Annotated in this window: 20 protein-coding genes; 17 read left to right on the forward strand and 3 right to left on the reverse strand. The window is 57.1% G+C overall.

The features are described from left to right. Positions 1–175: 175 nt before the first annotated feature. Positions 176–502 carry an H-NS histone family protein gene (locus DES29_RS05295; protein WP_005431299.1) on the reverse strand — a complete coding sequence of 109 codons (327 nt, stop codon included), beginning with the start codon at positions 500–502 and terminating at the stop codon, positions 176–178. A 482-nt stretch (positions 503–984) separates the two neighbouring features. Between DES29_RS05295 and DES29_RS05300 the strand changes: the two genes are divergently transcribed. After that, positions 985–1,899, forward strand: coding sequence for a LysR family transcriptional regulator (locus DES29_RS05300; protein ID WP_016474374.1), 915 nt, complete (start codon positions 985–987; stop codon positions 1,897–1,899). A gap of 217 nt (positions 1,900–2,116) precedes the next feature. Continuing rightward, the gene (locus DES29_RS05305) at positions 2,117–3,508 is read left to right on the forward strand and encodes a flavocytochrome c (RefSeq protein ID WP_005431304.1); all 1,392 of its coding nucleotides are present in this window, start codon (positions 2,117–2,119) and stop codon (positions 3,506–3,508) included. Between the two features lie 203 nt (positions 3,509–3,711). On the opposite strand, the gene DES29_RS05310 is transcribed toward DES29_RS05305, so the two are convergent. Beyond that, the gene (locus DES29_RS05310) at positions 3,712–4,059 is read right to left on the reverse strand and encodes an antibiotic biosynthesis monooxygenase family protein (protein ID WP_005431305.1); all 348 of its coding nucleotides are present in this window, start codon (positions 4,057–4,059) and stop codon (positions 3,712–3,714) included. Between the two features lie 262 nt (positions 4,060–4,321). Between DES29_RS05310 and DES29_RS05315 the strand changes: the two genes are divergently transcribed. The 8 genes from DES29_RS05315 (at position 4,322) to DES29_RS05350 (ending at position 12,204) form a co-directional block, all read left to right on the forward strand. After that, positions 4,322–5,155, forward strand: a complete 834-nt coding sequence (locus tag DES29_RS05315; RefSeq protein WP_113854549.1) for an AzlC family ABC transporter permease — start codon at positions 4,322–4,324, stop codon at positions 5,153–5,155. Positions 5,156–5,168: 13 nt separating this feature from the next. Then, positions 5,169–5,495, forward strand: coding sequence for an AzlD family protein (locus DES29_RS05320; RefSeq protein WP_005431309.1), 327 nt, complete (start codon positions 5,169–5,171; stop codon positions 5,493–5,495). A gap of 237 nt (positions 5,496–5,732) precedes the next feature. After that, positions 5,733–6,584 carry a DUF3737 family protein gene (locus tag DES29_RS05325; protein ID WP_016474372.1) on the forward strand — a complete coding sequence of 284 codons (852 nt, stop codon included), beginning with the start codon at positions 5,733–5,735 and terminating at the stop codon, positions 6,582–6,584. A gap of 33 nt (positions 6,585–6,617) precedes the next feature. Next, positions 6,618–7,808, forward strand: a complete 1,191-nt coding sequence (locus tag DES29_RS05330; RefSeq protein WP_113854550.1) for a MalY/PatB family protein — start codon at positions 6,618–6,620, stop codon at positions 7,806–7,808. Between the two features lie 582 nt (positions 7,809–8,390). After that, complete coding sequence (locus DES29_RS05335; protein WP_016474370.1) at positions 8,391–9,533, forward strand: trans-sulfuration enzyme family protein; 1,143 nt, start codon at positions 8,391–8,393, stop codon at positions 9,531–9,533. 194 nt (positions 9,534–9,727) lie between these two features. Continuing rightward, entirely contained in the window at positions 9,728–10,558 is an 831-nt protein-coding gene (locus DES29_RS05340; RefSeq protein ID WP_005431315.1) for an amino acid ABC transporter substrate-binding protein, read from the forward strand. Positions 10,559–10,759: 201 nt separating this feature from the next. Beyond that, complete coding sequence (locus tag DES29_RS05345; protein WP_005431317.1) at positions 10,760–11,425, forward strand: amino acid ABC transporter permease; 666 nt, start codon at positions 10,760–10,762, stop codon at positions 11,423–11,425. 17 nt (positions 11,426–11,442) lie between these two features. Next, the gene (locus tag DES29_RS05350; RefSeq protein ID WP_016474368.1) at positions 11,443–12,204 is read left to right on the forward strand and encodes an amino acid ABC transporter ATP-binding protein; all 762 of its coding nucleotides are present in this window, start codon (positions 11,443–11,445) and stop codon (positions 12,202–12,204) included. Positions 12,205–12,302: 98 nt separating this feature from the next. On the opposite strand, the gene DES29_RS05355 is transcribed toward DES29_RS05350, so the two are convergent. Beyond that, entirely contained in the window at positions 12,303–13,034 is a 732-nt protein-coding gene (locus DES29_RS05355) for a GNAT family N-acetyltransferase (RefSeq protein WP_005431326.1), read from the reverse strand. Positions 13,035–13,362: 328 nt separating this feature from the next. Here DES29_RS05355 and DES29_RS05360 point away from each other — a divergent pair, with 328 nt between their 5' ends. From DES29_RS05360 to DES29_RS05390, 7 genes are all read left to right on the forward strand, one after another. Next, the gene (locus DES29_RS05360) at positions 13,363–15,357 is read left to right on the forward strand and encodes a sensor histidine kinase (RefSeq protein WP_236578948.1); all 1,995 of its coding nucleotides are present in this window, start codon (positions 13,363–13,365) and stop codon (positions 15,355–15,357) included. 40 nt (positions 15,358–15,397) lie between these two features. Beyond that, positions 15,398–16,054 (forward strand): response regulator transcription factor, encoded by a 657-nt coding sequence (locus DES29_RS05365; RefSeq protein WP_005431330.1) that lies wholly within the window; start codon positions 15,398–15,400, stop codon positions 16,052–16,054. 20 nt (positions 16,055–16,074) lie between these two features. Then, positions 16,075–17,562: an FAD-dependent oxidoreductase gene (locus DES29_RS05370; RefSeq protein ID WP_113854552.1), complete on the forward strand. Its 1,488-nt coding sequence runs from the start codon at positions 16,075–16,077 to the stop codon at positions 17,560–17,562. 202 nt (positions 17,563–17,764) lie between these two features. Then, complete coding sequence (locus tag DES29_RS05375; protein ID WP_016474363.1) at positions 17,765–18,562, forward strand: basic amino acid ABC transporter substrate-binding protein; 798 nt, start codon at positions 17,765–17,767, stop codon at positions 18,560–18,562. 482 nt (positions 18,563–19,044) lie between these two features. Next, positions 19,045–19,491, forward strand: coding sequence for a GNAT family N-acetyltransferase (locus DES29_RS05380; protein ID WP_021995439.1), 447 nt, complete (start codon positions 19,045–19,047; stop codon positions 19,489–19,491). A 674-nt stretch (positions 19,492–20,165) separates the two neighbouring features. Next, positions 20,166–20,513, forward strand: a complete 348-nt coding sequence (locus DES29_RS05385) for a cytochrome c3 family protein (protein ID WP_021995438.1) — start codon at positions 20,166–20,168, stop codon at positions 20,511–20,513. Between the two features lie 5 nt (positions 20,514–20,518). Next, complete coding sequence (locus tag DES29_RS05390; RefSeq protein ID WP_113854553.1) at positions 20,519–21,949, forward strand: FAD-dependent oxidoreductase; 1,431 nt, start codon at positions 20,519–20,521, stop codon at positions 21,947–21,949. The last annotated feature ends 272 nt before the right edge of the window (positions 21,950–22,221 follow it).

Raw genomic sequence — 22,221 nt, forward strand, 5'->3', positions numbered from 1 at the left:
CTAACGCCGTCGCGGTTCAGTCATTAGTAAATCTGAGAAGGAGTGCCGAGGTTCATTCCTCGGCAAAACCAGTTGCCAAATCGTATCGAGAGACAGTTTGAGCGTGCCGTGAACAGGAATAAAAAAAGCGGAACTTCACCCAAGGAAGTTCCGCTTTTGGTCATGCTGCAGAAAATCAGAGTTCTTCAGCAGAGCGATCCGCATAGGTGCGGAAATCATCAAGCTTGGCGCCGGCGTTGATGGCGGCGATGAGCCACTTCGGCTTGCGGCCGCGGCCCGTCCAGGTATTGCCGTCGGCATCGCGGTACTTGACCATACGGCCGTCGTCGTCCTGTTCGCCCGGAGCGGGGACGGTGATGTCGTCCGTCGTAAGATGGTACGTGCGGATCATGACCTTAACGCGTTCCACAACCTGCTTCTTAATCGCAGCGCGGCGAGCATCCAGAGCACGCTGTTCTTCTTCAATCTGGGTCAGTTCATTTACGAATTTATCATCGGACATATTATTCTCCGAAAAAATGGGAAAAAGTCTTGTTGGAACGAATAATACCAAATTTAATCTCAAAAGCAATATCTGACTTGAGAAAAAAGTTATTCAAACTCGTGTTCGATCAGACTGTTTAGACATATCGAGAAAGAGAATATTGTGATGCAATGGGATGAAGAATTCTTATTGAGCAGGTTTTGTAAGCAAGAATACTAAGATCAAAGCTGAAGACGGCGCAGAGAACCGCAAGCGATTGAACTATTGTGAGCTGCAGAAAGATTCAATCTGAAGTACTTGGCCGAATGAATGCCTTATGCCGCGCTGCGTTTGACTTAAAGTTCCTTTTGCCCTGAATATTTACGTTGTTACTGCCGCACAACAAGACTTAGCGGGAGTACTTGCTCTCAAAGCAAGACTTTTCGTGCCGCAATTGCATACAATTTCATAAAACGAAAGTTGTATTTGCCGTCAATGCATCTCGATTGGTATCGAAAAACATGCCGCTTCACTATGAACTCTCTGATCTGCGCCTTCTTTTGATTCTCATGCGTACGCGCAGTTTGTCAGCGAGCGGAGAAGCGGCACATTTGACAACTTCAGCCGTCAGTCTTCGCCTCCGGAAACTCGAAGACGGCATCGGCGCGCAGCTTTTCACGCGGACCGGGAAAGGACTCGTGCCGACTGAAGCCGGAACCGCATTGGCCGAAGCTGCAGTGCCCATTCTTGCAGAAGCGGCGGCGCTCGACGCACGATTAAATCCCTTTTCAAAGCATGATCCGGAGCCGCTTCGCATCTTTTCAAACAGCACAGGGCTGCAGAATTTTCTCTGCCGAATCGCGGCCGATTATCTGCGCGAAAATTCAAGTTTCCGCGCCGTATTAACTGAACAGCGAAGTTCATTGACGCCTGAGGCAGTGCTCACCGGTGAAGCCGATTTGGGACTCATCGGCGGAATTCGGGAACTTTCGCCGGCCTATCGGACGAAGCTCGAACTCGTTCAATTTGTCGAAGATCGCCATGTGGTGATTCTCCCGAGAGACTCCAGCGCGGCTCAGCAGTTTAAAAATCGGCCGATTCTATTTGCCGAGCTCCTCAATCTTCGATTTGCTGCACTCACTGACGCGAGTCCAATGACCGCAGCCATGAAAGAGCGTGCATTGGCCGCAGGCTTTCGCTTTGAACCGATTATTGAGGCCCCTTCCTTTAGTCTGCTGGTTGAACTGGTGGCTCGAGGGCCGCTCGCAGCAGTCGTTCCTGCGTCGGCTGTTCCGCCAAACGCACCGGTAGAAGTGCGCGAGCTGGAGGACAGCTGGGCGGCACGCCCGCTTGCTTTCGTATTGCCTAAAGCGCGCCCAGCTTTGCCTTCAGCAATTGATTTTGTCGAATTCGCATTGCGTACTCAAAAAAGATAAGCATCATTGCGTCACCATTTGTATACCAATAAGGGCATAAAGAATACCTCAACGCGCCATTGAGTATCTCTCAACGCATCTGACGCTCGCGAGGCGGATACTGTCGGGCAGATTCAATGCATCCAACACCGCCCTATGACCGAGTGCGGCCGCGGATGCAGCATTTCGACAAAATGCTCGGCCACATTCCGAGCACACCCTCAAGGAGAAATTCTTTATGAAGCGCACTTTCATTGCCGCCGCCCTGGCACTTTCCGTCGGCGCAGCTTTTGCCAATCCCGATGCCGTTGTGATTGGTGCCGGCGGAGCTGGACTTTCCGCAGCCGTTACGCTCCACGACCTTGGGCGCGAAGTGGTGGTTTTGGAAAAGATGCCGATGATCGGCGGCAATACAGTGCGTGCCGAGGGCGGCATCAATGCCGCGGAAACGCCGCAGCAGAAAAAGGCCGGCATCCCCGACACGATCGATCAGTTCTATGCCGATACGATGAAGGGCGGCCACAACCTCAATGACCCTGCGCTGGTGCGCACGCTGACGACGCATGCGAAGGACGCCGTCGCTTGGCTCGTTTCACTGGGTGCTGACCTCAATACCGTTGGGCGCGCGGGCGGCGCCAAGTATCCCCGCGCTCACCGTCCGACAGACGGCTCCGCCATCGGCCCGGAAGTCATCCGTGTGCTCTGGAAGGCCGCCAAAGACCGCAAGATGGACGTCCGCACGCAGACGCGAGCTACCGAAATCATTATGAAGGACGGCCGCGTAGCGGGCGTCAAAGCCACGACCAAGGACGGCAAGGTCTATACGATTGATGCCAAGGCCGTGGTGCTCGCCACCGGCGGCTTCGGCGCCAATCAGGATATGCTCGTCAAGTATCAGCCCAAACTCAAGGGTTATGCGACGACCAATCAGCCCGGCGCAACGGGCGACGGCATTATCCTGGCCGAACATGCCGGCGCAGCGCTCGTCGATATGAAGCAGATTCAGGCGCATCCGACGGCTGCGCCGGACGGCACGCTGATTTCTGAAAGCGTGCGCGGCGACGGCGGCATTTTGATCAACGCCGAAGGCAAGCGCTTCACCAATGAGCTCCTCACGCGCGATGTGGTTTCGGCCGCTGAACTTAAGCAGCCCGGCCGCTTCGCCTGGGTCTTCTGGGATGATGCTACCCGCAAGTCCGCCAAGCTCATGGACTCCTACATTTCGATGGGTCTGGCCGTCAAGGGCAATACCGTCGCCGAAATCGCCAAGGCGATGAACGTGCCGGCGGCAGAGCTAGAAGCCACGCTCAAGGCTTATGCGGCCGGGAAAGCTGCGGGCAAGGATGCGTTCGGCCGTGCTGATATGCCGCAGGCTATGCAGACCGCCCCGTTCTTTGCCGTCAAGGTTCAGCCGGCCGTTCACCACACGATGGGCGGCGTGAAGATCGATACCAAGGCCGAGGTGCTTAATCCTGCCGGTCACACGATCCCGGGTCTCTTTGCGGCCGGTGAAGTCACGGGCGGCGTCCATGGCGGCAACCGCCTCGGCGGCAACGCTCAGGCTGATATTGTGACGTTCGGCCGCATCGCCGGTCAGTCCGCTGACGCTTATCTGAAGACGGCCAAGTAATAAAAAGTAATGCTCGCCCCCTGACGCTCAGCCCGAGGGCGGCTGAAACTAAAGAAAAAGCTTCCCGACGCACGTGAGCATTGGGAAGCTTTTTATATTGCGGTCGACGGAGAGGAAAAACCGCCGCAGTCGGGTGCGGAGATCTGCATAGAGGCGGTGACTGCGGCGGCAGGAAATCTTTCTTCATCGCCTCCGCGAGCGTCTCAGCTCGCTGCCGCTGCAGCCTCGCGAATCTTGGGCGCCGGCGCAGCCGAAGGCGTGAATTCGGCTGGACAAAGGAGCGATACGGAATAATCCTCAAAAAGTGAGAGCCGAGCTGCCCGCTCAGCGAGCAGTGCGCCGTTGGTACGGTTCCACGCTTGAGCCGAGGCCGAGTCGCGCCAGATGGACTTCACCATAATGCGGCGAGCCTCATCGACAGCCATGAGCTGTTCGGTGGAAAGGCATCCGTCAGCCGCAGCCAAATCCCTTTGAGCTTCAAGCGCATAATGGACGTAAGCTTCAAGGCGCCCGGGCTGAACCTGAGCTTCAAACAGCAAGACGACTGACATGCAACCTCCGATGAGGAATAACCTCATTCGGATGCTAAAACGCGGTGCAAACAATGCCTATTCACCAAAAGAACTCCGCCAAAGTAATTAGATGTTGAGCGGCATGCCCTCGGCTCGATCGGCAGACGGCCAGATGGTGTTGGGTCAGCTATTACCTCATTTGTCTGATGCACTAATGGGAATGCCTGAGCCGCATGCACTTTTTCGGTGCGCAGAAGTCCTAGAATCGATCTTCCAGCGAATCAAACTCCCATTTTGCCCTATGACAAAACCTACTGAAGGCGCCTTGTCCGCCAAAGACGGTACGTCTTCCGAGCGCGTTCAAACGGACGCAGAATCGGCCGGTTCTGAAGCTCTCGCCTCTTCCAAAGCCGTGAGCCAATCGGACCATGAGGATGCCTGGTCCGACTTTTGGGCCGGCGCACGCTCAACCCTGCCGATCATGATCGGTATTTTGCCGCTCGGCTTTATTCTCGGCACGCAAGGCGCGCAGCACGGGCTCTCGGCCATCGGCATGGCCATCATGTGTGCCTTCAACTTTGCGGGCGGCAGTGAATTTGCCGCTGTGGCGCTCTGGAGCTCGGCACCGAGCTTTATTGTTATTGTCTGCGCGACTTGGCTGATCAACTGCCGGCATATTGTGCTGGGCGCTGCGCTCACGCCTTTTATGCAGAGCGCGAAAGTGTCAACGCCAAGGAGCCTCCTCGCCTTTTTCGTCATGTGCGATGAAACGTGGGCACTGTCCATGCAGGAAGTGCATCGCCGCCGCAAGGCGGGGCGCCCTGCTGCTGAGCTCTTCTCCTTTTCCTACCACATGGGCGTCGGCGTAACGCTTTGGACCTCGTGGTTCATGGTCGCTGCGATTGGCGCCGCTGTCGGCGGGTCGCTCGGCGACCTGACCCGCTGGGGGTTCCTGATGGCTTTCCCGGCCACCTTCATCGGTCTCGTGGCGGCGATGCGGCCGGCGCTTTCCAAATCCGGCCCGATGGCCGCCTCGGCGCTCGTCGCGGCCGGGTCGAGCCTCTTTGTGCCGCTTCACTGGAGTATTCTCCTCGGCACCATTACCGGTCTGGTTCTGGCAGCGGTGAGCGAATAAGGAGAACACGAAGATGTCCGATACGCTACGCACTATTTTCGCCCTGCCCTCGCTTCAGGAATTCATCGTTATCTGCGGCATGCTGCTTGCCACCTACTCCACACGCCTGATCGGCTGGCTGGTGCTTCGCCGTCATCCCGTGTCGCCGCGCATGCAGCGCATTCTGGATGCCGCGCCCTGCTGCGTAATGATTTCCATCGCCGCACCGGCCTTTATGACGACAAACATTGTGACGCTCGTGACGCTCGCGGCCACGGTCGTTGTGGCCCTGAAGACCAATTTGGCGATCACGATTGTCTTCGCGGTGGCCTTCAATGCACTCCTGCAGACCTTCTTCTAAAGTCTGGGAGACATATTGGCGCTCAATACGGCTCGAACTTCGCATGTTCGAGCCGTTTTTTTAGGGGTTTGAAGGCTCGAGCAGAATCGTACAGTTCTTTGCGGCGATCAGCAGGGCGGGCCAAAGCCTGCGGTCTTAGAGTTTGAAGCGATTCATCATCGCTGCCCGACGATGCCCCAAAGAGATGCCGGCATCGCTTTTTTTCGGGTGAGCCTCACCATTCAAACAGGACAAAAAATGCAGATCCTCCAAAATGTCGAATACGGCGGTGAGCGCCCGCTTTTTGCGCTCCGCAGCGCGGAGCTCGACCACGTTGTCATTCACCCGGGCGAATCCGCCTTAAAGCACGTCGAAAACATCACTGCCCGAGAATGCCTCTTTGAAGGCAAATACCCCTTCTGGCACGCCAAACATGTGGTGCTCGAGGGCGGCCGCTTTTCGCCCGGCGCCCGCGCCGCCATCTGGTACGCCGACGATGTGCGCATGAAGCACACCCGAATCGACGCGCCGAAGATGTTCCGCGACATGGAAAATATCGACCTCGAGCAGGTAGAACTCTCCGACGCGATGGAAACGCTTTGGAACTGCCGCAATATCAAACTCAGGCACGTGTCGGCCGATCATGCCGATTATCTCTTCATGCATTCGGCCAACATTGATATCGCCGACTATGTTCATCACGGCAACTATGCTTTCCAGTACTGCCGCAATGTGGTGATCCGCGACGCCGAGATTCACGCCAAAGACGCCTTTTGGAATTCGGAGGACGTCACGGTGTACGACTCGGAAATCGACGGCGAATTCCTTGGCTGGCACACCAAGCGCCTGAAGCTCGTCAACTGCCGAATCAAGGGCACTCAGCCGCTTTGCTATGCAGAGGATTTGGTGCTTGAAAACTGCACGATGGATCCCGACTGCGATCTCGGATTTGAGTATTCCACCGTGAATGCGGATATCCGGAGCCCCGTAACGAGCATCAAGAACCCGATTCACGGACTCATCCGCTGCGAATCGCTCGGCAAATTGATTCTCGACGAACACCGCCGCAGCGGATCGGACTGCATCATTGAAACCGGTACGGCACAATAGGCGCTTTCGTTGCCGAAGAAGGGGAAATTCAGCATGAAGGCATTCAACTTCGACGAACCGACAGAGCGTCGGGGCACCGGTTCCTACAAGTGGGATTCTGCCGACGCGGATGTCATTCCGCTTTGGGTAGCGGATATGGATTTTCGTACGGCCCCCTGCATCATTGAAGCACTCAGCGACCGCGTCCGGCACGGCGTCTTCGGCTACGAAAAAGTGCCCGACGCCTGGTACGAAGCGCTCCAAGGATGGTTTGCCCGGCGACACGGCTGGCAGATCCGCCGCGAAGAAGTGCTCTGTACCACCGGCGTGGTCCCCGCCGTCTCCGCGGTCATCAAAGCCTTTACGCGGCCGGGCGACGGTGTGGCGCTGATGACGCCGGCCTACAACTGCTTCTTTTCGAGCATCCGCAACAACGGGTGCTTTGCGGCAGAAACTTCGCTTCTAATGGGCGATGCCGGCTGGACAATTGATTTTGCGGCGCTCGAAAAGACGCTCGCCGACCCCAGAGTGAAGGTGCTCCTTTTTTGCAGCCCGCACAACCCGGTGGGCCGTGTCTGGACGGCCGACGAAATTCGCCGGACGGCTCAAATCGCACACCAGGCCGGCGTGCTCTTCGTTTGCGACGAAATTCACGGCGAGTTTGTCTTTGGCGGCAACCGTTATCTCCCTGCGGCTCAAGTTGAGGGCGTCGATCCCCTGCGCACGGTGATCTTGACCTCCCCCACCAAGACCTTCAATCTGGCCGGGGCCGGCATTGCTGCCATTATTGCCGCCGACCCCAAGGTCCGAGCGAAGATTGACCGCGCGGTCAATGACAACGAGTGCTGCGACGTCAATGTATTCGGCGTTGCTGCGGATATTGCCGCCTGGAACCAAGGGGAGGAGTGGCTCGAAGCCCTGCTCTCCTATCTGCAGGGCAATCTGGCTGCCGCTCAAGCCTTTTTTGCCGAAAGACTGCCGCTCTGCCGGCTTTCCAAGCTCGAAGGCACTTACCTCCTCTGGGCAGACATGCGGCCAATGCTGGGTGCGGACCTAGACACGGACGCCTTTTGCGAGTCGCTTAAAACGCACGAGAAAGTCTGGGCTGCAGCAGGCTCGCATTACGGCCGAGACGGCGAAGGGTTTGTGCGCATCAATATTGCGACGCAAAGAGCCCTGCTCCTTGAAGGTCTCACACGGCTCGCTGCCGGCGCAGAACGCTGGCAGAACCGCGAAAAAGAATGAACGGATCTTTTCTCTGGTTCGGAGGACGGGCTTCAATGTGAGGTATTACCGATGAAGAGTGTCTTTTTTACCAAACTAAGATGAATGTCTTATTGACGGTTTTACTAATTCATTCCATGATTACCCCAACAGCACCCAAAATGATGGGTGCGCAAAATTGAAAGCGAACTTTTCATTTTTTAGAAATTCTCGTTTTCTCACGACTTTTTGGGAACTTTTATAACCATGACCGAGCGTCGCTACAAGCTGATGTGCTGCACCATGTGCGCGTGTCTGATGTGCTGCTGCACGCAGACCGGCCGCGACGCATGGTTTCGATGTCGTGAGACCTGAACTTCCGGAACATTCAGCCATATTCCGGTGAGTCAGGTTTATCTCAGCGGGATCCAAAAGGCGTCGCGGAAGCGGCGCCTTTTTTTAGACTCCGAATTCAATCCGTTTCGTAATTTGACTTTCCGACAGAAATAACTGACAGAAAGCGGGGCTTCCTTTACGCCTAAAAACACCAAAAGACTTCGGTAATACATCATCAACTCATTTTTTAAAAGCTTTACTTATTCATTGACGTCCAGGGCCATCATCATGAAGATCTCTACCATTGCCGTTCACGGCGGTCTCACCGACACTTCCCACTACGCTGCCGCATTCCCCGTTTATCTCACATCAACCTTTATCCAAAAGGGGCCGACGGAGTTCCGCGAATACGGCTACAGCCGCACAGCCAATCCGACGCGTTCGGACGTTGAAAAGCATGCTGCCGACATTGAGGGCGCCAAGCACGGCATCGCCACTGCCACCGGCATGGCCGCGGTTTCGCTGGTCTTTGAAACGCTCAATGCCGGCGACCGCGTGCTGATCTCCAACAACGTCTACGGCGGCACCTGGCTTTATGCGACCGAGCTCTTTAAGAAGCGCGGCGTCGAATTCACGGTGGTCGACGACTTCAATACCTACGACTTTGAAACGGCGCCCGCTGACGTCAAGCTCGTCTACATCGAAACGCCCTCTAATCCGCTCCTCGAAGTCACCGATATTGCTCATGTGGCCAAAGCTGCCAAAGCCCGCAACTGGCTGCTCGCCGTCGACAATACGTTCCTCACGGGCGTCAATCAGCGTCCGCTCGACCTCGGCGCCGACGTGGTCATCTATTCAGCCACTAAATATTACGGCGGTCATTCCGACCTTCTCGCCGGTCTCGTCGTCCTCAATGACGACAAGCTCTATGAAAAGCTCAAGCTCTACTCGAAGGCCCTGGGCGGCGTCCTCGATCCGTTCGACTGCTTCCTGCTCGAGCGCGGCATCAAAACGCTGCCGCTGCGCCTGGCCCGCCACGAAGAAAATACCCATGCGATTGCGCGCTACCTTTCCGCTCATCCCGGGGTTGAAGCCGTCTTTTATCCGGGTCTTGAATCCGATCCAGGTTATGCCGTCAACCGCCGCCAGTCCAAAGGCGCGGGCGGCGTGCTCTCTTTCCGCTTCAATGAAGAGGCCTATGACCTTGAAAAGTTTGTGAAAGCCTTGAAGCTCTTCCAGTTTGCCGTGAGTCTCGGAAGCGTTGAAAGTCTGATCAGCATTCCGGCCACCATGACGCATGAGTCCTATGCGCCGGAACTGCAGAAGAAACTCGGCATTACGCCCAATCTCATCCGCGTCGCCGTCGGCATTGAAGACATCGAGGATCTCATCGCCGACTTTGAGCAGGCCTTTGCCGCCGCGAAGCGCTGATGAAGCACTCCGGCCGCTAAACCACTTTCACAGAGCTCACTCATCAAGAGCGACGGTCCGCACCCGCGGGGCTTCCGGCAGGGTCACGACACTTTTTTTCCGACCACCCGCCGCGGCTCTATCGGAGGCCCCGCCGGTGCGGACCGTTATTGAGCAAAACGCATCGAATTCGCTAAGTTCAAAGGATTTTCATCATGACGCACTCCATTTCCGCTTCTGCCCATTCTTTTTCACTGCGCGCGGTCTCTCGCCGCTGGACGCTCGGCGCCGCGCTTGCACTGACAGCAGCGTTTGGCTTCGCCGCGAACGCCGCACACGCCGAAGATCTTGATGACATCAAGGCCCGCGGCGTCCTCACAATCGGCACGGAAGGGGTTTATGCGCCCTATACCTATCATGACGAAAAAGGCCGCCTCACGGGCTACGACGTGGAAGTTGGCCGCGCCATCGCCAAAAAGCTCGGCGTTGAAGCGAAGTTTGTCGAAACCCCGTGGGATGCACTCATTGCGGGCATTGACGCCAAGCGCTATGACATCGGCATCAACCAGATTGGTCTTTCGCCTGAGCGCCTCGCGAAGTACGATTTCACGAAACCTTATGTGTCAATCAAGGGCGTGCTCCTTGTGCGCAGCGACAACGAGAAGATCAAGGGATTTGAGGACCTCAAAGGCGTCCGCATGGCGCAGACCATCACCTCCAACTGGGGAAAGATTGCGGTTAATGCGGGCGCAGAAATCGTCGGGGTGCAGGACTTCGCGCAGTCGGTTCAGCTGATTGCTCAGCGGCGCGCCGATGCGGTGGTGAATTCCGAACTCGCCTGGGTCGATTACCGCAAGGCGCAGCCCAACGTGCCGGTGAAGGTGGTCGCCACGACCAAAGAGGGCATTGACGTGGCTATTCCGGTGCGCAAGGGCAACCCGAAGCTTCTCGCGGCGCTCAACCAGGCGCTCGATGAACTGCGCGCCGAAGGCGTTCTAAAGGCGCTTTCCATCAAGTTCCTCGGCATTGACGTGTCAACGAAGTAATCTTTGGCGGCGTCGGACCTCAAGGAAAAGTTTTTCTGCCCGCACTCTTGACCTTAAAGGACAGAAAAGCCCCCAAAGTCCGGCGCCGCTTCCCTATCATTAGACACTTCCTGCAAGCTCCCCGCCCAAACCGCTGAAAACGGCCGTGTACTCTCCCAGAGGGCAATCACGGTTGTGAGCGGCCCCCAAACCGAGCACGTCATGGACCAGCGCATTATTCAAATATTGTCGGACTCCTTCACTCAGCTTCTCATTCCCGGGATCTGCGTGACGATTCCGCTCACCCTCATTTCTTTTGCCATTGGCCTCGTTGTCGCCGTGGCCATTGCACTCATTCGGACGGCGAAGACGCCCGTTCTCGAGCCGCTCGCCCGAATCTACGTCTGGATCTTCCGCGGCACGCCCGCGCTCGTACAGCTTTTTGTCATCTTCTTTGGCCTCCCGAGCATCGGCATTGTCATCGACGCCTTTCCGTCGGCCGTGATCGCCTTTTCGCTCAATGTGGGCGCCTATGCTTCTGAGGCGCTCCGCGCTGCCATCAGCGCAGTGCCTAAGGGGCAGCTCGAGGCCGGGCTCTGCGTCGGCATGAGCTGGACGCAGACGATGTTCCGCATTGTGCTGCCGCAGGCCTTCCGCACAGCTTTCCCGCCGCTCTTCAACGAGTTCATTTCGCTCGTAAAGAACACTTCACTTGCCTCGTCGATTACGGTTTATGAAATGTTCATGAGCGCGCAGCGCATCGCCGCCCGCACGTATGAGCCTTTCTGGCTTTACCTGGAAGCGGCCGTTATCTACCTCGCCTTCACAACGATCTTGTCGCGCATTCAGGTTTGGGGCGAAAAGAAACTCCAGCACTACGACTATTAATGAGGGGCTCCCCAAAGATGCTTGAACTCAAGAATATTAAGAAGTCTTTCGGCGGCACCGAAGTGCTCAAAAATGTCGGCCTCAGTGTGGCCAAGGGCGATGTGGTCGCTATCCTCGGTCCTTCGGGGTCCGGGAAGACAACGCTCCTCAGAATTGCCAACTTTCTGGAAACCGCTGACGGCGGCGAAATGAATTTTGAGGGCGAGGTGCTCGACCTCCCGAAGGTGAGCCACCGGGATGCGGCCCGCATCCGCCGCAAGACGGGTTTTGTCTTTCAGAACTACAACCTCTTTCGCAACCTCACCGCACTCGAAAACGTCACCGAGGGGCTGCGCGTCGTACACAAGCTTTCCGCTGCCGAGGCCGAACGCATCGGGCGGGAATGTCTTGAAAAAGTCGGCATGGGCGACCGTGCGGATCATTACCCGAGTCAGCTCTCGGGCGGTCAGCAGCAGCGCGTCGGCATTGCCCGAGCCATCGCAGCCAATCCCGACGTCATTTTCTTTGATGAACCAACCTCCGCGCTCGACCCGGAACTGGTGGGCGAAGTGCTGGCCGTCATCAAGAAATTGGCCGAAGAAGGCCGCACGCTCGTCATCGTCACCCATGAGCTCGATTTCGCCCGTCATGTCGCCACCAAGGTGACCTTCATGGACAAGGGCGTCGTCGTCGAAGAAGGCGCACCGGAAGTGTTCTTCACGAATCCGAAGGAGCCGAGAACGCGGCAGTTTTTGTCGCGCTATCTGGCTTCCATCGGCACGCCCGACTATGTGATTTAAGGCTCTTGAAGGCGTCCGGCCGACCGCTTTGGGTCAAATTGGGGGCGGTCGGCCGGACGTATTCTCTGAGAAAACTAAAGAGCAGAGAGCGCCGCCCGTCAGGCGATGCGCCTCGCGAACATGAAGCTGCGCGAAGAACCAGCCCATTTCGGCGAAGGCCAGATCATTTCGCCGATCTTCTCCCAGGGCTTACGCTGATAGAAGCTGTAGTCGCAGTAGTTATCGGTGAAAAGCGCATATTCCTGAGCGCCGTGAGCACGCATGACGGCGTGCACTTCCGTGAGAAGGCGCTTGCTGAGTCCCATTCCTCGGGCTTTGGGCGACACCCACAGAAAATCGAGTTCGGCCGCAAATCGGCGGCCGTCAGCCTGTGCGCGCTGGGCCAGCCGGCGGTTGCAAATCGAAATTTCGTCCAAAAGCGCCATTGCCTCACCGCCGAGCTTATCCACGGCTTCCTGCGCCCAAACGACCGAGGACTTCCAGGAACTCCCGAGCTCGAGCTTTTTCATGCTGCGGGCATGGCCGACAGCAGCGCCGAAGAGTTCATCGCCCTTCCATGCCAAGCATCCAAACGAAGCTTTTTCAAACAAGGCGGCCGTCCACCAGCCGGACACGACCGGATCGCCGTCATCCTCCATGCCCCATTGCTGGTAATAGGCATCCATGACAGCCTGAAAATCTGCGGCAGCAAGCGGTCTTACCACAATGCCGGCGTCGGCGAGCGCATCACCGTGACGAGCATCCGGTGCATTGGCTGAACGAATCTGCGGATCCGCTGGGGTTGAATGTGTAGTTTTCTCCAAATAAGTGGGTACTGAAACGAAAGTCATAAACCTTATAAAAGAGTTGGGGTGCGCGCATTCTATCCGAATACGCCCAGGACTTCATTGGTTTTTGCCGAATAATCAGGACGTACGCTTTCCCGCCTTGCTCAAAAATCCTGTCACCCGTCATTCGTTTTGGGGGCCGCTCAACCGCCTTCAGCGTCATGGCGAACTTCTAGGGCACCTCCTTCGGGCGGTAAGCAAAGGGCCGTGCCGCGGGGTTAAGCTTAGCCAAAAGGATTAAACGCCAAACTGCCTTTCACTTGTCCGCTCTCCGCCCCAGCTGATGTCCTTTACCCTTCGTCCTTTCGCGTCTGCCGCTCTGCTTCTGAGCATGGCCGGATTCTGCGCCGGCACCCTTCTGGCTGCCGAGCAAACCGAGCCCTCCGAGGCAAGCGCCGTGCGGGCGCGGCCGCTGGTGCTCGGCGTGGTGGAAACGGCGGAGCCGAGCTTTGACGACAATACCGTCCGTCCCGTTCTCAAAGCCATGCAGTCGGCCGCGCCGGGCACACAGATTGACGTCGTTCGGCTCTCCTCGGCCACATTTGAAGTGGCTGTCGCTCAGCTCAAACCCGATCTGGTCATCTCGCCGGCAGCGGACTTTTTGCGGATCGTCGACAGCATCGGCGCACATCCGATCGGCACGCGCAAAACCAAATACGCCAAGCACCCGTCGAAATCTGCGGGCGGCGCAGTCATCGCTCTCGCCTCACGCACGGACATTCAAAAACTCACAGATCTGCGGGGCAAATATATCGCCGCGACGCTGCCTACCTCGGTCGACGGCATGCTTGCCGTACGCATGGAATTGGCTGAGCGGGGATTTGACAGCCGCCAATTCTTCCGCTCCGTCCGTTATCTGGGCTACAGCATGCCCAACGTGATTGAAAGCGTGCTTTCCGGTCACTTTGACGCAGGCGTGGTCCCCGTCTGCACGCTCGAGCGCATTGAAGCCGAGGACTTGATTGAACGGGGCGCGCTGCGGGTGATCAGCCCGAAATCTGACGACGATACCGTCTGCGCTCATACGTCCGAGCTTTATCCTGACTTGGTAGCAGCCACTTTTTCCTGGACGGATCCGGAACTCACGCGCCTCACAACCAGTGCGCTCCTTGCTTCCAAATCGGCGGACGCAGAATTCAACTGGTACGGCACAAGCGACTTTCACCGCATCCGCGCCCTCGAAGAAACGCTGCAGATCGGCCCCTGGGCTTATCTGCAGGAAATGACGCCCGAAGCGCTCTGGCGGCGGTGGCGATTTGCTCTCTTTGCCGTGCTGGCGGGGCTCGGCCTCCTGCTCCTCAACGAATGGCGTCTGCGGCGGCTCGTTGCCAAACGCACGGGAGAGCTGAAACGTTCCATGGAAGAACGCGATCGGCTCGCTCAGCGTGAGCGCGCTGTGAGAGACCGGCTTTCGAGTCTCGAGCGCATGGGCGCCATCAGTCAGCTCTGCGCCATGATTGCGCATGAGTTAAAGCAGCCCGTGGGGGCCGTCATCAATTATGTGGCGGTGGTCAAACTTAAACTCGGTCTGCAGACCGTCCCGGGGCTTCCCGGCGAAACCGCGCTCAATACTTCCGAGCGGCCGGTCGATCCCCTGTTGCTCCGGGCGCTTGCGGGTGCCGAGGGCGAGGCGCACCGCATTGCCGCCATCGTCGACCGCGTGCGAAGTTATGCCCGGCGCCAACATGCGGATCCGGTGCCGGTTGATATCGTCCGCGAAGCCCAGAATGCTCTGAGATCGCTCAAAGCGGAACTGCGCCCCTTTGTCGTTATTCGTCCGCCTTTTTCGCTCACCGCTGACGATGCGTCAAAGCGCCGCCTCATCATGCGCGGCGACCCGCTTGAAATAGAGCTTCTGCTCCTTAACGTCATGAAAAATGCCGCGGAAGCCGTCCAAGGGCTGCCCGACGGCGCCGTGCTCGTTAAATTCCGCAGAGAGACCCTCCCAAGCCCGTGGGCGGAGAATCCGTCGCCGAGCCCTGACGCGCCGTCCGCTGAAGCCGTGATTGTTGAGGTCGAAGACAACGGTCCGAGGCTTTCCGACGAGGCCTTCGAGAGGCTTACGCGCGTTTCGCAGAGCGTGAAGGACGAAGGGCTGGGACTGGGGCTCGGGATTGTGCGCAGTTTGGTCGAAGAAAACGGCGGCCGCATTGCCATCACCCGACGCGAGGATCTGAGCGGCCGCGGACTGCGCGTTACGCTCTGCTTCGACTTGGATGCTGAAGGGTTAAAGGCCCAAAGCGCGCCTGAGACCGATCCCGCGGACAAATCGGCAGCCCAAGCGTTCCAAAGTTCTCACGAACCTGCGGCGAAAACAGCAAAATGACAGACATCAGACCCCCGCACCATCAGGAGCATGATTGGAAATGACCGCCAAACCCCTCATTCGCATTGTTGACGACGACGAAGCGCTCACTGCCTCGAGCGCCATGCTGCTCGAAGCCATGGGCTGGGATGTTGCCGTGTGGCATTCGGGCGGCGCCTTTCTCGATGAGGCCGATCTGATGCGGCCGGGATGCCTGGTGCTCGATGTGCGTATGCCGGGGCTCACCGGGCTCGATGTTCAGGCCGAACTCGAAAGACGAGGTTCAAACCTCCCCATTCTCTTTCTCTCCGCGCACGGCAGCATTCAGATGGCTGTGCATGTCATGCGCCACGGCGCAGTCGACTTTCTCGAAAAACCCGTTGAGCCGATGACGCTCGTGCAGCGCGTAGCGCAGTGCGTCACCGCATCGCTTTCAGCAAAGGCTGACGACGCAGCGGCCGACGAAGTTCGCCGGCGCTTTGATCGGCTTACCCCGCGAGAGCGCGAAGTAATCGACGGCGTACTGAAAAACGCCCCCAATAAAATCATTGCTCGGACGCTCGGCATTGAACTCTCCACCGTGAAGATGCACCGCGCAAACGCATTTGCAAAATTGGGCGTGCATTCGCCCGGGGAACTCCTCAAGATGGCCTACGAGGCCGGCATCGTTTCGTCCGCGGCGTCTGCAGCCGAAAGTTCCGATGCGCAGGCATTCTAAACGGTTTTTCGATCTTTCCCATGCTTCGCCGTACGCTCCTCTCATCGCTCCTGCAAACCGCCCTCTTGGGTGCGGCGGGCGGCATTGGCTTCGCTCCGGGTAAAGCAGCCGCCCGAAACAATGCTCGGTCTGCGCCCGTCGAAGAGTGTGAGGCCGATCTGGTGATTGTCGGGAGCGGCGCCGCCGGCCTTTCAGCCGGTCTCGCCGCACTGGAAGCAGGCGTGCGCAAGGTTGTAATTTTGGAGAAAGCGGCCATTGCGGGCGGTCATACGATGCTCGCTTCCGGCTCAGTGTCGGCCGTCTTCGGCGCTGATGTCGACAAACTGATTGACGCCATGCTGACTGCCGGGGCCGGCGAAAACAATCCGGCGCTCGTTGAAACGCTGGCGCGCCAATCCGGCGCAGCATTTGAATGGCTAGCCGAACACGGCGTCAATTGGATGAAAACGCCCTATCGCGCCGTGGGCTCGCCCGGCGCCTGGAGCTATTCCACGGGTTCTGCACAGGCGGGTTACGACTATGTACAGTGCCTCAACCGCGCCTACCATCGCTTGGGCGGGCGCATTCTTTACCGTACGAGCGCATCGTCGCTCCTCTTTGCGGCGGCGGAATCTTTGGACGGACATGCGCGCTCAGCCGTTGCGGGCATTTTTGCCGAACGCCCAGCGGGCCCCATGCTCCTCATCCGTACGCCGGCAGTCATCATTGCCGCCGGCGGCTTCACGGCTAACCGGGCCATGATTGCCGCATTCCGCCCGGACATTGATCCGCAGACGCCGACCACCGCGAACCCCCGCGGCGAGCTACTCGACGGTTCCACGGGCGACGGCATTCTGATGGCGCAGGCCGCGGGCGCCAAGCTCGTTGACATGTCTGCCGTCGAAGTGGTGCCCTTTACCGGTGGGCGCCTCACTGACTTCGTGGGCGGAGACGTCTGGCTCAATGCAGAGGGCCGCCGCTTCGTCTCCGAAGGTGAAACCTTTGATGTTATCCGCAGCGCTGTCGAGGCTCAGCCCGAAGGCCGGCTGTGGGTTGTTTCTGACGTCAAGAGCAATAAGGGCGCGACGCTCCCCGTCAAGCTGATGAGCGGAACGGTAGCGAGCGCTGAATCGCTGGAAGCCCTTGCCAAAGCGCTGCAGGTGCCCTTTACGACCCTCAGGGCTTCCATTGACCGCTGGAACCAGTCCGTCAAGAGCGGCTGGGACCAAGACTTTAACCGCCCGATGCCCGCACAGGCGCAGACGATCGACACGCCGCCCTTTTATTACGGCGAAGAACGCTTTTCCATTCATTACACCTCGGGCGGCATTGCCATCAGCCCCAAAGCACAGGTACTTGACCGCGATGATCACCCCATTCCCGGTCTCTATGCTGCCGGGGAAACAACGGGCGGGGTTCACGGCCGCACCCGTCTGGGCGGCTGCGCCCTGACGGATTGTTTCGTCTTCGGACGAATCGCCGGGAAGGAAGCGGCGCTGCGAAGCCACAAAAGCCTCCGTCCCCGCTGATATACAACCACCAAACACCAGCCGCTGCCCGCTCATCAACTGCCCGGACCATAGCGTCAGCCGTCCGTGATTATCGGTCGTCCCGCCTCTGCGGGACGCTTTGACAAGGGTCGCAATACCGCAAAAGGCCTGCAGCTCCAACTGCATTGAATCAGTATGCTTCCTTCTTAAAGCGCATCAATGCTCAAAAAAAGGAAATCACATGCACAAACGCCGTCTTATCCAGTTTGCACTTGCCGGTCTCGCCGGCTTGACGATCCATCCGCTCGCTGCCGCAGCTGCCGGTCAGGCGGCGGATGAAGATCTGCCGCTTCTGGTGGCCGGCATGGATGCGGCCTACCCGCCCTTCGGCTTCAAGGATTCCAAAACAGGCGAATTCGTGGGCTTTGACGTGGACATCATCCGTGCCATCGGCCGCACGGCGGGCTTCAGCGTTAAAGTGGAGAACATTCCCTTTGACGGTCTGATTCCGGCCCTCAAGACCCGAACGATTGACATTGCCATTAATGACATTGGGATTACTGCGGAACGCGCCAAGAGCGTTGACTTCTCGGACCGCTATTACATTGCCGGCATGGGCATTGTCGTCGCCAAAGGCTATCAGGGCATTCAAAGCGCAAAAGATCTCGAAGGCAAACGGCTTGCGGTAACGATTGGATCGACCGGCGAAATTGCCGCCAAACGAATTCCGCATGCGCAGGTACGCGTCTTCAATACGCTGAGCGACTGCTTCCTGGAGCTCATCAACAACGGCGTCGATGCTGTACTCAATGACATTCCGACCAACGACTACTATGCCGTCACTGCCGGCGCGGGCAAAGTCGACTCGCTCTCTATTTCACTCGCAGCCGAAGATCTCGGTATTGCCGTCAAAAAAGGCCGCAAGGACCTGCTCGAAAAGATCAATAAAGGACTCGCGAGCCTGAAGGCGTCCGGTGAATTCACTGCCATCTACAAGAAGTGGTTTGGGCGTGAACCATCACCCGAGCTCCTCCGTTAAGTTTGCCGCATTGCATGGAATAGAAGCGCCTTCTCTCTGAATGCATTGACTCTTAGTCAATACTCAATCTAATAACGGCGTCACTCAGTTTTTATGCTGAGAGGCGCCGTATTTTCATTTGATAGGATTTGAGAGGCACTCAATCCTGACGAAAAGCTTGGCGCTTTGAGATTAAGTCTTCAGAATGACATCCTGAAACCGCGATGGACTTTGGTTATGACATCAAAACAAAGAGATAACCGTAAGTCCATGCCGCTCATATTGCGCATAACGAATGCCGCAGCATTCGTTCAAACCCATTGCCAATAGCCGCTGACCTCCAAAAGGAAAGAAAGGTCAGCTTTCCGGCACGAAAGAGGACCGTCTGTCGAGGAGATGCGTCACGATACAAGGCGGCATATTGATGTCTTCAAGGGAGGCGCTTTTCCTAATTAAAATGGAATAACTCTCTAAAGAGGAGTGCCAAAGAAGGAAAACACAGCATGGAACTCGTAAAGATCAAGGATGACCGCAAAACGCTCTATATGGATCTGCTCCTCATTGCGGATGAAGATGTTCGCATGATTGAGAAATATCTCTCTCGCGGCGAGATGTTTGCCTTGTGTGATGGCGACCTGAAGGCGCTTTGCGTTGTGACGGAAGAAGGCCCCGGCGTGTATGAAATTAAAAATTTCGTGACGGTCCCAAAGTATCAGCGCCAAGGATATGGTCAGCGTCTCATTTTACTCATCGCGGATCACTACAAACACTTAGGCAAAGAGCTCTATGTGGGCACTGGAGACAGCCCTGCGACACTCCTCTTCTACGAAAAATGCGGGTTTCAAAAATCGCATACCGTCAAGAATTTCTTTAGAGACCATTATGACCACCCTATTTATGAAGACGGCAAACAGTTGGCGGATATGATCTATTTAAAAAGGTCTTTATAAAACCCCTCTATTGAATAGAGATGCCGGTGTTTTGATTGAAGTTCAGAGCACCCAACAGACATCCCTAATCCAAATGCCGCATTGACGAACAATACCCATTGCCCATCTCATTAGCATCATTTTATTTCTGTAACCTAACTGCTTGAGCTAACAGCATATTCTCACCCTCTAAGCCGCTCAGCGATGAGGACTTAAGACCTTGGGAGTCTATTGCCGTTTTCCATTTCAATAACTCATCCCATTCAAAGAATGCATAAGCTATTCATTCAACTTCATCATTCGATGAGAGCGTCATAGCAAATGCTCGGCACCATTGCCCAGCAACATGCTATTTGAATGATTTATTGGAACAGCGTTTGCAAAGCACTCTCTTCTTTCATCGACGAGTCTCTTCATCGGCATTGACAACAATAGTTTTTGTGATGACAGCTGTGAATACCGAGCATCTATTCACTCACCCTTAGTACTTCTTTGGATGGGTTTTTACTACCTAATCCCACTACCTCCCGCGGGATGTATTCATTGGGTGAGGGTCTTACTAGGATGACTTCAATAAGGAATGTTTAAGGGGAGCTCCAAGCGGCTTTCGCCGCAGGGCTTATCTCATAAGCATTCCCGACAACCGAAACGGATGGAATCCGCGGTTTAAAAACCCCTATAAAGAGAGACTCATCATGGCCCTGACCCACAAGCTCACCGCGCTTTTCGCAGCCGGCGTGCTCGCGGCATTCGCCGCCGGCGCCGCCTCTGCGGCCGGCATGCCGTCCAAAATCAATGGCCCGCACGCAAAGCTTCCCTGCTCGACGTGCCACAAAAACGAAATGACTGCGCCGCCTAAGGAAACGTGTTTAAGCTGCCACGGCTCTTACGACAAACTCGCCGAACGCACCGCCAAGCTCACGCCGAATCCTCACTTCAGTCACCGCGGCGAAGAGGAGTGCACGAACTGCCACAGCCTTCACGGCAAATCGCGTCTGGAATGCAACGACTGCCATTCCTTCAACCTGAACTTCAAGTGGTAACCGTCATGAACGCACAGAATTTTTCCCGCCGCTCCTTCCTCGGCGCAGCTGCTGCGGCAGCGGCGGCCGCCGCACCGCTTGCTCATGCGGCGAGCGTTAAGCAAGAAATCCCTGCCCAGTGGGACATGGAGGCCGATGTCGTCGTCCTCGGCGCCGGCGGCGCAGGTCTGATGGCGGCCTGTCAGGCCCATGACCGCGGCGCCAAAGTCGTCGTTTTCAATAAGGGCGGCTCCTCCTACCATACGGGCACCAACCTCTGCGGCGGACTCTTTACCGCCTGCGGCTCACGCATGCAGAAAGCCGATCCGAAGATCAAGGACGACTGGAAAGCCTTTGCCGACGACATCATCGCCTACGGTGAACACATGTCCCTGAAAGAACCCGTCTACGGCTTCACAAAGCATTCGGGCGAAGCCTTTGACTGGCTCGAAGACCACGGCCTGGCTGCCCATCATCTTGAGCCTTATGCGGGCCATACAAATGTTCGCGCGCATCGTCAGGATTCCTTCAAAGGACGCGATTACATTGACGTGCTCGAAAAAGAAATCAAAGCGCGCAAGATTGAAGTGCATCACCGCATGCCGGTCGTCAAAATGTACTTCGATGAAGCCGCCAACCGTGTGGTCGGCGTTCAGTGCGGCCGTGAGGGCAACTTCATCAACTGCCGAGCCAAAATGGGCATCGTGATGGCTACCGGCGGCATTACCGGTACGCCTGAATCCCTGGACCGCTGGGTGCCTTCGGTGGCCGGCAAAGGCGTTGCCATCGGCGGCGAAGGCAATGACGGCTCGGCCATGATGGTCGCCGTTCGTGATGTGGGCACGCCGCTCTCGCACATGCAGTACATCGCTTCATACCCCTGCGGCATTGTCGTCAACGGCCGCAGCGGCCCCTACTGCCGCTGGTGGTTCATCACCGGTCAGGGCGGCATCCTGATCAACAAGAACGGTGCGCGCTTCATTACGGAACGCGAAGGCATCTGTCACGTCACGCCTAAGCTTGCCGGCAATCCCGACGGCTGCCACTACGTGCTCGCCGATCAGGCGACCTGGGAGCGTACGCTTAAAAAGATCAAGCTCTCGGCGCTCGTGGGTCTTCCCTCCTGGTCCGAAGAACGTGTTCTCGCTGAATTCAAGAAGCAGGAAAACCTCTGGAAGTGCGACACGCTCGAAGAGCTCTCCAAGGAAAGCGGCGTCAGCCTTGAAGGCTTGAAAAAGCAGATCGAAATCTGGAACAAAGCCGTTGAGACCAAGGTCGACAACCAATTCGGCCGTACGGATCAGGAGTGGCAGATCGGCGCAGGCCCCTACTACATGATCCGCATGTTCCCGTGGAACAACCTCTCCTGCGGCGGCAACGCCTGCGGCTTCGCCCATACGTCGGGCTTCATGGCAGGGAAATACGTCACGGGCTTTAAGGAAACTAAAGAAGCCTAAAGCGTACGTATCCCTGCGCTCCGCGCCGCAGTCCGGTTCCTCCTCCATCGAAGGACTGCGGCCATTTCATTCCCGGCTGCCCCAAGGCAGACCGGGGATTTTTTGGTGGTGCGCCCGGCAGCGCACGTGTGATTGTGTGGTGAAAGTCCACTGTCCGCCCGGTCGCGGGAAGGACCGAGCAACTCGGCAGAGTCGAGGAGGCAACGAATCGATGAAGGAAGCCGATAGCAAACCGCCAGCCTGACAAACAGGAATCGGATATGAGGCACAAG

Source organism: Sutterella wadsworthensis (assembly GCF_003315195.1).
GTDB lineage: Bacteria > Pseudomonadota > Gammaproteobacteria > Burkholderiales > Burkholderiaceae_F > Sutterella > Sutterella wadsworthensis.

Bases quoted from the DNA above. Each gene is read 5' to 3' on its own strand.
- DES29_RS05295 (WP_005431299.1), bottom strand. From the start codon at position 502: ATGTCCGATGATAAATTCGTAAATGAACTGACCCAGATTGAAGAAGAA.
- DES29_RS05300 (WP_016474374.1), top strand. From the start codon at position 985: ATGCCGCTTCACTATGAACTCTCTGATCTGCGCCTTCTTTTGATTCTC.
- DES29_RS05305 (WP_005431304.1), top strand. From the start codon at position 2,117: ATGAAGCGCACTTTCATTGCCGCCGCCCTGGCACTTTCCGTCGGCGCA.
- DES29_RS05310 (WP_005431305.1), bottom strand. From the start codon at position 4,059: ATGTCAGTCGTCTTGCTGTTTGAAGCTCAGGTTCAGCCCGGGCGCCTT.
- DES29_RS05315 (WP_113854549.1), top strand. From the start codon at position 4,322: ATGACAAAACCTACTGAAGGCGCCTTGTCCGCCAAAGACGGTACGTCT.
- DES29_RS05320 (WP_005431309.1), top strand. From the start codon at position 5,169: ATGTCCGATACGCTACGCACTATTTTCGCCCTGCCCTCGCTTCAGGAA.
- DES29_RS05325 (WP_016474372.1), top strand. From the start codon at position 5,733: ATGCAGATCCTCCAAAATGTCGAATACGGCGGTGAGCGCCCGCTTTTT.
- DES29_RS05330 (WP_113854550.1), top strand. From the start codon at position 6,618: ATGAAGGCATTCAACTTCGACGAACCGACAGAGCGTCGGGGCACCGGT.
- DES29_RS05335 (WP_016474370.1), top strand. From the start codon at position 8,391: ATGAAGATCTCTACCATTGCCGTTCACGGCGGTCTCACCGACACTTCC.
- DES29_RS05340 (WP_005431315.1), top strand. From the start codon at position 9,728: ATGACGCACTCCATTTCCGCTTCTGCCCATTCTTTTTCACTGCGCGCG.
- DES29_RS05345 (WP_005431317.1), top strand. From the start codon at position 10,760: ATGGACCAGCGCATTATTCAAATATTGTCGGACTCCTTCACTCAGCTT.
- DES29_RS05350 (WP_016474368.1), top strand. From the start codon at position 11,443: ATGCTTGAACTCAAGAATATTAAGAAGTCTTTCGGCGGCACCGAAGTG.
- DES29_RS05355 (WP_005431326.1), bottom strand. From the start codon at position 13,034: ATGACTTTCGTTTCAGTACCCACTTATTTGGAGAAAACTACACATTCA.
- DES29_RS05360 (WP_236578948.1), top strand. From the start codon at position 13,363: ATGGCCGGATTCTGCGCCGGCACCCTTCTGGCTGCCGAGCAAACCGAG.
- DES29_RS05365 (WP_005431330.1), top strand. From the start codon at position 15,398: ATGACCGCCAAACCCCTCATTCGCATTGTTGACGACGACGAAGCGCTC.
- DES29_RS05370 (WP_113854552.1), top strand. From the start codon at position 16,075: ATGCTTCGCCGTACGCTCCTCTCATCGCTCCTGCAAACCGCCCTCTTG.
- DES29_RS05375 (WP_016474363.1), top strand. From the start codon at position 17,765: ATGCACAAACGCCGTCTTATCCAGTTTGCACTTGCCGGTCTCGCCGGC.
- DES29_RS05380 (WP_021995439.1), top strand. From the start codon at position 19,045: ATGGAACTCGTAAAGATCAAGGATGACCGCAAAACGCTCTATATGGAT.
- DES29_RS05385 (WP_021995438.1), top strand. From the start codon at position 20,166: ATGGCCCTGACCCACAAGCTCACCGCGCTTTTCGCAGCCGGCGTGCTC.
- DES29_RS05390 (WP_113854553.1), top strand. From the start codon at position 20,519: ATGAACGCACAGAATTTTTCCCGCCGCTCCTTCCTCGGCGCAGCTGCT.